Source organism: Streptomyces sp. NPDC093586, from assembly GCF_044764905.1.
Lineage (GTDB): Bacteria > Actinomycetota > Actinomycetes > Streptomycetales > Streptomycetaceae > Streptomyces.
The window spans coordinates 37,738-50,706 of sequence record NZ_JBIWJA010000049.1 but is presented as its reverse complement, the minus strand read 5'-3'; the positions used below and the strand labels follow the sequence as shown (position 1 = coordinate 50,706).

At 70.1% G+C, this 12,969-nt stretch carries 5 protein-coding genes and 1 CRISPR repeat array; of the genes, 4 read left to right on the top strand and 1 reads right to left on the bottom strand.

All coding sequences use genetic code 11. The annotated features are described in order from the left end of the window. The first annotated feature begins 736 nt into the window (after window positions 1-736). Window positions 737-3,268: a Helicase associated domain protein gene (locus tag ACIRFH_RS32855; protein ID WP_403528969.1), complete on the top strand. Its 2,532-nt coding sequence runs from the start codon at window positions 737-739 to the stop codon at window positions 3,266-3,268. 195 nt (window positions 3,269-3,463) lie between these two features. Here the strand turns inward: ACIRFH_RS32855 and ACIRFH_RS32850 are convergent, their stop codons facing one another. Beyond that, entirely contained in the window at window positions 3,464-4,417 is a 954-nt protein-coding gene (locus tag ACIRFH_RS32850; protein WP_403528967.1) for an IS481 family transposase, read from the bottom strand. A 591-nt stretch (window positions 4,418-5,008) separates the two neighbouring features. Between ACIRFH_RS32850 and ACIRFH_RS32845 the strand changes: the two genes are divergently transcribed. The 3 genes from ACIRFH_RS32845 (at window position 5,009) to ACIRFH_RS32835 (ending at window position 12,799) form a co-directional block, all read left to right on the top strand. Then, on the top strand, window positions 5,009-5,284 hold the full coding sequence (locus ACIRFH_RS32845; protein ID WP_403528965.1) for a hypothetical protein: 276 nt from the start codon (window positions 5,009-5,011) through the stop codon (window positions 5,282-5,284). A 516-nt stretch (window positions 5,285-5,800) separates the two neighbouring features. Next, on the top strand, window positions 5,801-6,964 hold the full coding sequence (locus ACIRFH_RS32840; protein WP_403528963.1) for a helix-turn-helix domain-containing protein: 1,164 nt from the start codon (window positions 5,801-5,803) through the stop codon (window positions 6,962-6,964). Between the two features lie 571 nt (window positions 6,965-7,535). Next, a CRISPR array of direct repeats spans window positions 7,536-9,821; the repeat unit is 29 nt; unit sequence GTCCTCTCCGCGCGAGCGGAGGTGAGCCG. Between the two features lie 77 nt (window positions 9,822-9,898). After that, window positions 9,899-12,799, top strand: coding sequence for a CRISPR-associated endonuclease Cas3'' (locus ACIRFH_RS32835; RefSeq protein ID WP_403528960.1), 2,901 nt, complete (start codon window positions 9,899-9,901; stop codon window positions 12,797-12,799). Window positions 12,800-12,969 lie beyond the last annotated feature (170 nt).

The window sequence follows — 12,969 nt, the reverse complement described above, 5'->3', positions numbered from 1 at the left end:
TTTGTTTTATTAGTTGTGTTCTTCCTTCCCCCGGGGGGGGGGCCCCGTGGGGGGTCCGCCCTATTACGGGGGCGGGGGGGGGGCCCCCCCCGGCCGCTCCCGCTCCGCGTGAGCGGATGCGGCTCGCTTCGCTCACCGCCAGGCGGCACGCGCTCCGCTCCCGCCGCCAAGGGCAGGGCAGCCGGGCCGCGTTGCGGCCCGGGGCCGGCCTCCGGCCGACCGGTGGCCTCCGCTGCGCTCCAGCCACCCGCCACCCCACCACCTGACCCCACGTCACCCGCCGTACCACGGGGCGCGCCACGCTCCGCGCGGCCCACCCACGGGCCTGCGGCCCGGGCAGCGGCAAGAGGAGGGGGGTGGCAGGTAGTCGGGCGGGTGACGGGGGCGCGGAGGTCGGCCACTCGCGGAGAGGGGGGAACTGAGGGGCCGTCAAGGCCCTGGATTCGCTTGCGATAAGGCAAGACTAGCAACTTTCGGCCGCGTTAGAGGGGATCTCGGGATTCGGTGTGCTTCATTTTTAGAGCAGAGATAAGTTATGGACTCAGAGCACACCACCCCGGACCTCTCCGGGGTGGTGTCGAGATCCATCCCCCGGCCTTGCCGGTGCTCTGGTGAGGCAGAGCACCCAGCCGATCGCATCCGTCCAACCATGGCCCTCACAGCCGCTCTACGTGCAGGTTTCCCGTTTCCCGCCGCTCGCATCGACCGGACGGCACCCCAGGAGAAGGCAGGCGATATGTCGAGCACAGACCGCGCTGATCAGCGCGAGGCAGCCCAGCGAGAAGCCATTGACGCGGTCGTGCGCGCCCTCGAATTGCCTGCAAGATCACTTGTGCCTGAACGAGGGCTTCGAACGCAGGTGATCATGGCGACCGGGTCCGGGAAGACCCGGGTGGCGGTCCGCAGCGCGGAGGAGCTCCACGCGGGCCGTGTGCTGGTGCTCGTGCCCTCGCTGGACCTGCTCGCCCAGACGGAGGCCGCGTGGCGCGAGGGGGGCCGTCGAGGGCCGATGATCGGGGTGTCCTCGCTGCGGGGCGAGGAGGTGTCCTTCCCCAACACCACGGACGTGGACGAGCTGGTGGAGTGGACGCGGGGCCTGGAGAAGGTCACCGTGTACGCCACGTACGCCAGCCTCGGGCTGGGCACGCTGGAGCGGGCGCACGCCGCCGGCCTCGCGGCCTGGGACCTGATCGTCGTGGACGAAGCCCACCGCGTTTCGGGCCGGATCGGGAAGCCGTGGGCGGTCGTCCACGACAACCAGAAGATCCCGTCCCTGCGCCGTCTGTACATGACTGCCACGCCCCGGCTGTGGCAGCTCGGAGACGACAACGCGGCCGGCGCACCCGGCGAGCTGGTCGCGAGCATGGAAGACGACCCCGAAGGCCCCTTCGGCAGCAGGACGTTCACTTTGACGCTCTCGGAGGCCATCGACCGGGGAATCTGTGCCCCCTACCAGGTCGTATGCGTGGATGTCACCGACACAGCGCTCCAGGCCGCGCAGCTCCTGGGCGCCGAGGGCCGCTCGGCAGAGGTCCGCGGGGCCCGGCTCGCCGCGCTCCAGACCGCCCTGGTGAAGGCGTCCGCGGAGGAGAACTTCCGGCGCACGCTCGTCTTCCACCACCAGGTCCGCGAGGCCGAAGCGTTCGCGGCCGGCCTTCCAGACGTCGCCGCGCAGCTGCACGCCGCCGACCCCGAGCTGTACCCGAAGACGATCTGGGCGGACTGGCTGTGCGGGGACCACAAGCCGCTCCACCGGCGCCGGCTGCTCGGGGAGTTCGCGGCCGGGATCGCCACGGACGGCACCGTGGTGGAGAAGTGCTTCCTGTCCTCGGTGAAGGTCCTGGGCGAGGGCATCGACACCAAGAACTGCGACTCCGTGTACTGGGCCGACGTACGCGGCTCCATGCCCGACCTCGTCCAGGCCGTGGGCCGGGCGCTGCGGATGCAGCCGGGCGAGGGCAAGGTGGCCTCGCTCGTGGTGCCGGTGCTGCTCGGGCCCGGAGAGACGGCGGACAACATGCTCACCTCCCGGGCCTTCGGCGGGCTGGCCAAGCTCTTGGAGGCCCTGCGGGCACACGACGCGCGGATCGTGGAGAGCCTCGCGGAGCAGCAGGCCCCGAGCCGCTACAAGCCCGTCAGCAAGGACGAGAGCGGCAAGAGCACGGGCGGGAGCGGCGAAGGCTACGGAGGTGTCAGCGCCCCCGCCAAGGCCCTGCTGAAGTTCTCCACGCCCCGCGACCCGGCCGCCCTGGCCGCGTTCATCAACCTGCGGGTCCTCAACCCGGAGCACGAGCACTGGCGGCGCGGCGTGGAGGCCGCCGTCATCTACGCCCGTGAGCACGGCGACCTCCGCGTCCCGTTCACGTTCCGGGTGCCCGCCGTCGACGACCAGGAGCAGGGGGAGGAAGGTGCGGTGTGGCTGGCCTCGCTCGCCGGGTTCCCGCTGGGGCAGTGGATCGCCGACGCCAGGAGGTTCTACGCCCGCGGCGACATGGACGAGGACCGCGTCGCGCAGTTGGAGAAGCTCGGCATGATCTGGAGCCACTTCGACGTCGCGTGGGAGGAGGGCCTGTCCGCCGCGCGCGGGTGGGCGGCCGAACACGGGCACCTCCTGGCCCCGCTGGACGCCACCTACCAGGGGTACCGGGTGGGCATCTTCCTGAAGAACGCGCGGGCCGCCGCCCGGAAGGCACAGGAGATCGAACAGCGGCGTGCCCAGGGGCTGCCGGTCCAGTCGTCGGCCGGGGTGCTGTCGGACGAGCGGCGCGAGCAGCTGGAGGAGATCGACGCGTCCTGGTGCCCGTCGTGGCCGGTGAGGTGGCAGCGCTGTTTCCACCTGGTGAGGATGCACCTGGACGCCGGTGAGGCGCTGCCCACCGAGACGGGCGACGTCCTGCGCCAGGGCGAGGACCTCGGACGGTGGGTGCAGTCGGTCCGGCTCGGCTGGGACAACCTGACGAGCGTGCAGCAGTGGATGTGCGAGCAAGTCCTCGGCATCGAGCCCGCGGCCGAGGACGAGAAGCCGAAGCCGCGCCGCACGCAAGCCGACAAGTGGGCGATGCACTACGCAGCCGCCAAGCAGTACTACGAGCGCGAGGGACACCTCCAGGTCCCCAGGAAGCACGTCGAGCGGATCGTCGGCGACGACGGCCAGGAGGAGCGGGAGCTCCGGCTCGGGGCATGGATCGGGAACCAGCGCAGCCGGGCCGCCACCCTGACCCCGAAGCGGATGGAGCTGCTGTCCGCGATCGGGATGCGGTGGTCCTGATGGTGAGCGTCGCCGCGGCCGCCGCCGGCGCTGGCCGACCACCTTGGTGTGCCGTTTCACTTTGCTCCCCCAGACGTCCCTGCTGACGAGGCCCCGCGCTGGCGGACAGTCCAGAGGCTGTCGGAAGGGCTGCGGCCCGGGAGCGATGGGTGAATCACGTCGAGCTGCCTGGGGAGCTCGAGCCCGATGGCTGGCCTAGGTGTATTGATCCGTGAGGTTGGGGACGCGGCTGGCGGGTGGTTGGCCCTTGAGCGCGGTGTGTCCGCGGTGGTGATTGTAGGTGTGCAGCCACTGCGGGAACGCTTCGCGTCGTTCGGCTTCGGAGCGGTAGGGGCGGGCGTAGGCCCATTCGTCGGGCAGGGTGCGGTTGAAGCGTTCGACTTTGCCGTTGGTCTGGGGCCGGTAGGGCCGGGTGCGTTTGTGGGTGATCCCGGCCGTGGTGAGCAGGTCGCGCCAGTCGCGGGAGCGGTAGCAGGCGCCGTTGTCGGTCAGCACCCGCTCGACGGTGATCCCGCACTCGGTGAAGAAGGCGTGGGCGCGGGTCCAGAAGCCGGTGGCGGTCTGTTTCTTCTCGTCGGTGTGGATCTCGCTGTAGGCGAGGCGGGAGTGGTCGTCGACGGCGGTGTGCAGGTAGCTGTAGCCGGCGTTCTTGCGGTTCCTGCGGCCTGCTTGCCGGCCCAGGACCTTGTGGCCGCCGCCGTCGGGGATGTTGCCGAGTTTCTTGATGTCGACGTGCACCAGCTCGCCGGGCCGCTCGCGTTCGTAGCGGCGGATGATCCGGCCGGTGGCCCGGTCCAGGTGGGTGAGGCGGGCCAGGCCGAAGCGGGTCAGTACCCGGTGCACGGTCGAGGGCACCAGGTGCAGCAGGTGCGCGATGCGGGCCGGTCCCCACCGGCGCAGGACGCGGACCTTGATGATCCGGCGTTCGGTGCGGGTCGGGGTGCGGCGCGGGCTGGTGTGCGGACGGGAGGAGCGGTCGGACATGCCCGCCTCGCCGAACTGCCGGTAGCGCTCGGCCCAGCGCTGGGCGGTGGTCGGCGAGACCTGGAAGCGTTCGGCGGCCCGGCGAAGGGGCCAGCCGTCCTCGACCACGCAGCGGGCCAGGCGCAGCCGTCCGGTCTCGGTCAGGGGTGCATTACGGTGGGGCACGAGGGCCTTTCGGTCAGGTGTAGACGTCGCAATCCACACCGAACCGGAAGGCCCTCACCTGTTCAAGAATCCTCAGCCGAGACCTGGCTCACCCGTCCACAACCTCCCAGGACAGAACACCTAGGTCTCGGGTGTGAGCTGCGGGGCGCTGCCCATCGAGGCAGAAGGATATATCTAAGTCCGTTTTTGATCGCGCAACTTCATTCCCCCTGTCGTGCTACGCCTCTCCGTGGACCAGTCGAGGCGCTGTTCTGAGCACTCTCATGCGATCGACGCCTTTTCCCCTGTTCAGGGTGATCGTTTCATGCGGGGTCAGATGACAAGGATTGACGGAAACGGATCGGTGCTGAAAATCATCCGTGCCCGAAGCGCAGGTATACGGAATTCAGGGAGATTTCGGCCCTCGCGGCAACGAAAATCCGCTGTCCTGCGGCAACCATAATTATGCCCCCTAGTGAGGCATTTGGGTGACTCGCTTATCGCACTGTGTATCGGTAGCTTCACCCTCAGATCACGTGCGGGACCTCGCACAAAGCTTCCGACCCCGTTCGAGGTCCCGCACGCTTGTTGGCAACCACGAAGGAGTGCCCTATGGGGCGATCTACCCGCCGGCGCCGTCAGGCAAAACAGCCTTCCGGCCGCTTTGCTCACAGCAACCCTAGTGTCCGTAACGAAAAGTTTCGTGACATGAACCGCTTTGGCAAGCATGCTCTCGGCGCGTTCATCGGGGTTCTGTTCATCGGGTACGTGCTCATCTTCCGCCCGCCGATTCACGTGACCGTTTCTCCCGAGGGCGTCACTGTCCTTGGTGCGGTGCTGTCCGGCACCGCATTCCGCCTCGCTCAGACCCGCCGCCACCGGCACTGACGATGGGCTCGAGCGGGTGGGGTCCGGTGCCCCGGTCTCCACCCGCTCCGCTTTGCGGGGAGCGGGCTGCCACAGAGAGCCGCATTCACCCCGCGGAGGCGGCGTGTGACGAAACCCAAGGATTTTCGGGTGTATCAACGCCGCGCGACCCACTGTGAACCCTTTTCGTTACGGACGGAAGTAACTATGAGTGACACCTGTGAGTACTGCGGCTCTCCTCTCCGATCGGGGCCGGGAAAGGGCCGTCCCCGCAAGTACTGCGGAGACCCCTGCCGCCAGGCCGCCCACCGGCGCCGCCTCAGCGCCGTCCCTGCCCGCGGCAGCACGGCGCTCTCGTCACAGCCGGAGTCCACGGCCGAACAGCTCTCGGCGACACCGCGATCCGCTCCTGCTGCACGCGCGGGCGGTCACGGTCCGTGCGCCGGTGACGAGCTGCTCGCCGAGATCGCACGGGACATCCAGGACGGTGCCCGCGACCTTGCACGACTCCTGCCGACCCTGGACGGAGAGGAGCCCTTGCGGCGCATCATCCAGCTGCATGAGCAGCTCGACGGTCTGACCGCCACAGCTGTCGGCCGCGCCCGCTACCGGCGGGTCACCTGGGCCACCGTCGGCTCCATCCTGCGCATCAGCGAGGACACCGCCCGCCACCGCTACACCGACCGCTACATCCTGCGCCGTCTTGCCCGCTTCAACCGCTCCGGAACGGTCCCGGCCTCTCTCGCGGTTCTCTTCACTGTCCCCGTCGGCGGCGCCCGTGAGGCGTCCGCGAGCGGTGATACGGGTGGCGAAGCCGGCGAACCAGCCGGCGACCGCAGTGACGGCCCGGATCAGTCTGCACCAGTGGAGTCCTCGAGGGTCGCGTACAACCGGCTCGCGCCCATCCTGTCCATGCTGATCCGCACTGCCCAGATCACCAACAAGGAGATCAGCCGCCGGATCGGATGCTCCGCCTCCTACTTGTCCCGCATCCTGTCCGGCGAACGCATTCCTACCTGGGAACTGACGCGCAGGTTCGCCCAGGCCTGCGGCGCCGATCCCGAAGTGCTGCGGGCCGTGTGGGAGTCGGAGAAGCTCCGCTACAAGACCGGCACCCCCGCCACCAGTCCCGACACCGCCGCCATGACCGCCGCCGAACAACTACGCGCCGCGATCCACACCCTGCACCTGCGCGCCGGCCGCCCCGCCCCCAACGCCATCGCCGTCGCCAGCCGCTGGGTCCTCACCACCGGCACCGTCGCCTCCCTCCTCGAAGCCACCGTCCTGCCACCCCGCGACGTCCTGCACACCTTCGTCCAACTCCTGGGCGGCGACACCGACCACTTCAACCAGCTCCTGGACAACGCCCACCACGAAGCCGAACACGACACAGCCCTCCAGCAGCCACCCACCCCCGCCGTCGACCACCCCTCCCCCACCACAGCAGCCGAACACCGCACCGCACCCCAGCCCGCCTCCAGGCCCAGCTGCCCCGCAGGACCCGACGCTGTCATGAAGACCTTCAGCAAGGTCCTCACCGAAGACCACACCGTCGAAGACGGCCGCGCCCGCCTCCTGCACAAACTCGCCAAAAAAACCCCGGCACAGGACTCCCCCCGCCGCCGACGAGCCACCCTCACCGAAGCCCTCCGCCAACGCACCCTCCCGCCCACCACCGTCACCCCCCTCGGGAAGGCATGACACACCGACGGCCTCGGCACGGGGCTGCGGGCCCACCAGAGAGAAGGCGCGGCCCGGGCGGCTGCCGGTCAGCAGCGTCCGACTCGGTCCACTGCTCCAAGCCACCCGCTTCCTTGACCGGTATACCGGTCAAGCCCCTTCCCTCCTGACGGACCCAGCCGCCTTCCGCAGCCGCAGGGCGAGGCCGCCGCGGGCGGCGGCCTCATGTCCGTTCTGTTGCCATCTGATCATGACCGACGCATTGGCTCCCTCGCAGACGGTGCCGTTGCCCGCGTTCACCCGCCACACGTCGGCAGTGTTCTGTCCCTCGGGGCCCATGCCTGAGACTTCTTCAGCCATGTTCACGTTGACGAGCCATTCGGGACCGCCCGCCCCCCATCCCGCCGCACAGGCCACATACACAGCCGCCCGCATCGCAGCGGAGACGGCAGGGAACACGCAGCCCTGATTCCGCCGGGCCATACCGCGTAGGCTGAGTCAGCCGAAACCGACAAGATCGGGCCCCCACCCCTTGCCAAGACCTACCAGTAAAGCAATGGCAAAGCCCTGACAACAGAACAGGTCAGGAAGGGTCCTCTCCGCGCGAGCGGAGGTGAGCCGGAGCAGGACTGATGCGCCCCACCCTGTTGATCGTCCTCTCCGCGCGAGCGGAGGTGAGCCGTCACCATGGCCGCCCTCCCCTGGGTCCTCCCGGTCCTCTCCGCGCGAGCGGAGGTGAGCCGAGCATCGGGTACCCGCTGGACATCATCGCCGAGTCCTCTCCGCGCGAGCGGAGGTGAGCCGGCCGCAAGGTCACCCGGGTCACGCTCAAGCGAGTCCTCTCCGCGCGAGCGGAGGTGAGCCGAGGGTGGGCGCCACCGTGCGGGGGTGGGCTACGTCCTCTCCGCGCGAGCGGAGGTGAGCCGCGAAGACGGGCAAGACCTGCCACGCCTCCTGCGTCCTCTCCGCGCGAGCGGAGGTGAGCCGTTCTCCAACCGGGCGTTGCGGATCTTCGTGCGGTCCTCTCCGCGCGAGCGGAGGTGAGCCGGTGGCCATCTTGTAGTAGACGTGGGTACTCAGGTCCTCTCCGCGCGAGCGGAGGTGAGCCGCTGCCGTCGTCGTACGGGTCGACGTCGACCAGGTCCTCTCCGCGCGAGCGGAGGTGAGCCCCGGCCGCAGATCGCCTTGGCCTGCCGGGTTCGGTCCTCTCCGCGCGAGCGGAGGTGAGCCGATCCCCTCGCCAGACGGGTTTGGTCGCCGTGAGTCCTCTCCGCGCGAGCGGAGGTGAGCCGGCCGGGGCAGTCTTCGACTACTTCGGCGCACCGTCCTCTCCGCGCGAGCGGAGGTGAGCCGGCGCTGTTCCTGGTCGCGCCCGCGGGCACCGCGTCCTCTCCGCGCGAGCGGAGGTGAGCCAACGTCAGCGTGCGCTTCCAACCGTCGTGCGACGTCCTCTCCGCGCGAGCGGAGGTGAGCCGCCTGGCAGCCGGGTGTTGAAGCGTAGACGGCAGTCCTCTCCGCGCGAGCGGAGGTGAGCCGGCACCCGCGGCGCCCTCGTCGCCTACGTCGCCGTCCTCTCCGCGCGAGCGGAGGTGAGCCGTGGTACACCGTGTTGCCGGCCTCGTCGGGGTAGTCCTCTCCGCGCGAGCGGAGGTGAGCCGGACACCGACAAGGTCGCCGATGCCTTCAAGGAGTCCTCTCCGCGCGAGCGGAGGTGAGCCGTTGCCGCTGGCGTTGGCGCCGGTGACCGGGGCGTCCTCTCCGCGCGAGCGGAGGTGAGCCGCTCCGTGGCCGCCGCATCGCGCTTGATGGGGTGTCCTCTCCGCGCGAGCGGAGGTGAGCCGAATCACGGGTTGATAACGCTGGGATAACGGGTGTCCTCTCCGCGCGAGCGGAGGTGAGCCGCCGGGCGAGGTCATGCGGCAGCTGTACCAGCAGTCCTCTCCGCGCGAGCGGAGGTGAGCCGCGCCGCTTCAAGCGGGTCGGACTGTCGGTGCGGTCCTCTCCGCGCGAGCGGAGGTGAGCCGGGTCGGGTTTGCCTTGAAGTCGGAACGCATGAGTCCTCTCCGCGCGAGCGGAGGTGAGCCGCCGTGGGAGCGGCACGGGCTGAGCGATGCGGGGTCCTCTCCGCGCGAGCGGAGGTGAGCCGTGGCAGTCGGTGATCGTGGCGACGGCGACGATGTCCTCTCCGCGCAAGCGGAGGTGAGCCGACACCGAGGGTGTGGGCGGCCTGCAGGTCGTCGTCCTCTCCGCGCGAGCGGAGGTGAGCCGGCCGTCAGTGCAGGCGGATGTGGGGGTTGTTGGTCCTCTCCGCGCGAGCGGAGGTGAGCCGGCTGGGGTAAGGCCCTCGTCGCGAATGACGGGGTCCTCTCCGCGCGAGCGGAGGTGAGCCGGCCGTCAGTGCAGGCGGATGTGGGGGTTGTTGGTCCTCTCCGCGCGAGCGGAGGTGAGCCGGCGTCGTCCAACCCGCTGTCGACCGCGCGTCGGTCCTCTCCGCGCGAGCGGAGGTGAGCCGACCCGGAGCCAGAGCGGGTGGTGACCGAGTGGGTCCTCTCCGCGCGAGCGGAGGTGAGCCGGTGGGGGCGGCTTGCGCCAGGGGCGGGCTGGGGTTCTCTCCGCGCGAGCGGAGGTGAGCCGGCCGTCAAGCCCGAGACGCTGTTCTCGGCGATGTTCTCTCCGCGCGAGCGGAGGTGAGCCGCTGCCCGGGACTCGTTCGCCCCGGCCACCACCGTCCTCTCCGCGCGAGCGGAGGTGAGCCCGCCCCCCGCTACGGCCGTAGGTGGCCGTGCGGGTCCTCTCCGCGCAAGCGGAGGTGAGCCGGTGGCGGGCAGCGAGATGCTCTCGCCGTTCGTGTCCTCTCCGCGCGAGCGGAGGTCAAGTGGGGGAAGGAACCGGCGCAGACGAAGCATTCTTCCTGCTCAGAGCCCATTGTCAGTGCCCTCTGGTAGCAGTATCGCCGTGACGAATCAGCAAGGAATTGCCGTGCCTTGTGCCTGTCCTGATCCCAGGCTCTGGGGGAAGGAGCGCGGTCTCGAGCGCGCGTACCCAGTGATGTGCCATCTCCTGGACGTTGCCGCGGTTTTCAGCGTTCTGTGGGATGTGCTGCTGTCCGCCGCGGCTCGGGAGCGGTTTGCCGAGCAGTTGGCTCTGGATGTGAAGGACTGCCGAGCGGTGCTGTCGTTCTGGGCGGGTCTTCATGATCTTGGGAAGATCACGCCGGTTTTCCAGGCGCAGGTGCCGTCGCTGTTCGACAAGGTGCGCAACGATGCGGCCTATCTTTTCGCGCCGGGTGCCGAACGGGACCGGGGGTTCCGTCACGAGATGGCGACGCACTGGTCGCTTGCCTCGCTGCTGGCGGAGGAGGGGTATCCGACGCGGCGGGGGACGACCGGTGTGGGCGGGGCGAAGGCTCCGGCGGCTCATTGGGTGGGTCAGCTGCTGGGCGGCCACCACGGGGTGTTCGGGGCGAAGGTGCCGGCGGCGCAGTTGCGGCTGCCGAGCCAGTATCAGCCGGGGCTGGGGGAGGCCGGCTGGGCGGAGCAGCGGCGGTTGCACTTCGAGGAGTTGCGGCGGGTGACCGGCGGGGAGGCCGTGCCGGGTGGTGTCCTGTCCGCGGACATGGCTGTGGTGCTGACGGGTCTGGTGGTCACGGCTGACTGGCTGGCCAGCCAGATCGGTGCCATCAAGCAGGTGCGGCCGGCCGACGGTGCCTGGCAGGGGACGCCTGCACAGGTCGACGCCCACTGGCGGCGGACGAGCGCTGCCGCGCCGGCGCTGGTGGCTGAGGCGCAGTTGGGCCGGGCCACGTTCGAGGCGGAGAGCTTCGGGGAGATGTTTCCGTTCTCTCCGAACCCGCTGCAGGGCGATCTCGTCGAGCATCTGCCGGGCCTGGTCGCCGAGGGCGGGGCGGGTCTGGTGCTGATGACGGCGCCCACGGGGGACGGGAAGACGGAGGCGGCCTTGTATGCCGCGTCGGTCCTGGGGCCGGCGGCGGGTGCCCGCGGAATGTATGTGGCGCTGCCGACGATGGCCACGGCGGACGCGATGTACAAGCGGGTGAGGAAGTTCGCCGAGTCCTCACTCGGCGGGGAGCGCGCGCTCACCCTGCTGCACTCCATGGCCTGGCTGAACCCCTTGTACGGGCAGGCCGCCCAGGACGCCGCGGCCACGGCGGTCGGCCGCGGCCAGGCGGGTGAGGTCAGTGCGGACGCGGCGACGGCGGTGACGGCGGACGCCTGGCTGCGCGGGGCGAGGCACGGCTTTCTCGCTCCGCTCTCCGTGGGCACGATCGACCAGGCGCTGCGCGGGGTGCTGCCGCTTCGGTACAACGTGCTGCCGTTGTTCGGGTTGCACGAGAAGGTCTTCGTCGTCGACGAGGCCCACGCGTACGGCCCGTGGATGCACAAGCTGCTGCTCACCCTGCTGGAGTGGCTCGGGGCGATGCGCTCGCCGGTGGTACTGCTGTCGGCCACGCTGACCGGCAGCACTGCCGCGTCGCTGGTCAACGCCTACCGCCGCGGTGCGGGCTTCCTGGAGCCTGCCGTCATCGCCCCGTGCTACCCGGGCTGGCTGTACGCGAGCGCGGTCACCGGAGAGGTCTCGTCCCCCCGCCCGACCAGCAGCGGTCGTCCCCGCACCCTCGACGTGAGGGTGCGCCGGGTGGCTTGGGACGTCGCTGTGAAGCCGACGGAGCCACCGCAGGCCGGAGGCCGCCGGGAGGCTCTTCGTGAGGAACTGCGGCCGGTCGCGGAGGCGGGCGGGACGGCTCTGGTCTGCTGCACGACGGTCCCCGAGGCGCAGGCCACCTACCGGGACCTGTGCGCCGCTTTCCCCGATCTCGCGGGGCAGGAAGGCGGGATCCGGCTGCTCCACTCCCGCTTTCCGGCGAACGACCGTCAGCGGATCACCGCCGACTGTGAAGCCGCCTACGGAAAGCCGCGGGCGGATCAGCCACCGACGGTACGGCCGGCGTCGATCCTCGTGGCCACGCAGGTGGTGGAGCAATCCCTCGATCTCGACTTCGACCTGGTCGTCAGCGACCTCGCCCCGCTGGCCCAGCTGCTGCAGCGCGCGGGCCGCGGCCGCCGCCACCGCCGGGGCCCCGGCGGGCGGCCGGTGTGGGCACAGGCCGAGGACCGGCCGAAGCTGGTCGTCCTCGACCCCTTCCGCCGCCCGCAGAAGTCGGACAAGCCGGCGACCTGGGGGTCGGTGTACGACGCAAGCCTGCTGATCCGCACCTCGCTGCTGCTCACCGAACGGGCCGCGGACGGCATCGTGGTGCCGGACGGCGTGCAGGAACTCGTGGACGCCGTCTACGCGCCGGACTTCGTCGACGGACTCGACGCGGCGGTGGAGCGGGAGCTGAAGTCCCTGGACGTGGAGCGTCTGGCGTCCGAGATGGCGGAGACCGACCTCGCCGCCATGGTGGGGATCAGCGGCCCCGGCAACATCGAGGGGCAGTTGCATCTCATCAGCCGGCGGCTCGAAGGCGTCACGGAGGAGCTGCTCACCACACGGCTGGGAGCGGACACCGGCCGGGTGCTGTGCGCGTACGTGCAGGAGGACGGGTCCCTCACACTCGCCCGCGACGGCAGCGGCGGTCCGGTGCCCGGTCTGGACGGCAGGCCCCTGAGCCGGGACGACGTGGCCACCGTCGCCGCCCACACCGCGCCGGTGCCCGGCAAGTGGGTCCGGGAGGGCGCCGATGCCGAGAGGGATCATCCTGCCCCGTGGAAGAAGATCTCGACGCTGCGGGATGTCGTCCTGCTCCCCATGCGCGAGGTCAAGGACGGACTGTGGACGTGTCCTCGCGGCGCGCACACGATTGGCGTTTCAGCAGCAGGACTTGAGCAATTTTGACCGACTGTCGATCTTGCCTGACCGATCGCCGGTCCGCTCTTCTCAGAGCAGCTACCTTCCTCTACCGTCAGACATGCCGCTCCAGCAGGTCGGACACAGTGCACACCTGGCCATTGCTGGAGCGGACCACCCGCTCTCGCGGGCAGGGGGGACACCTCGTCACGTCTCTC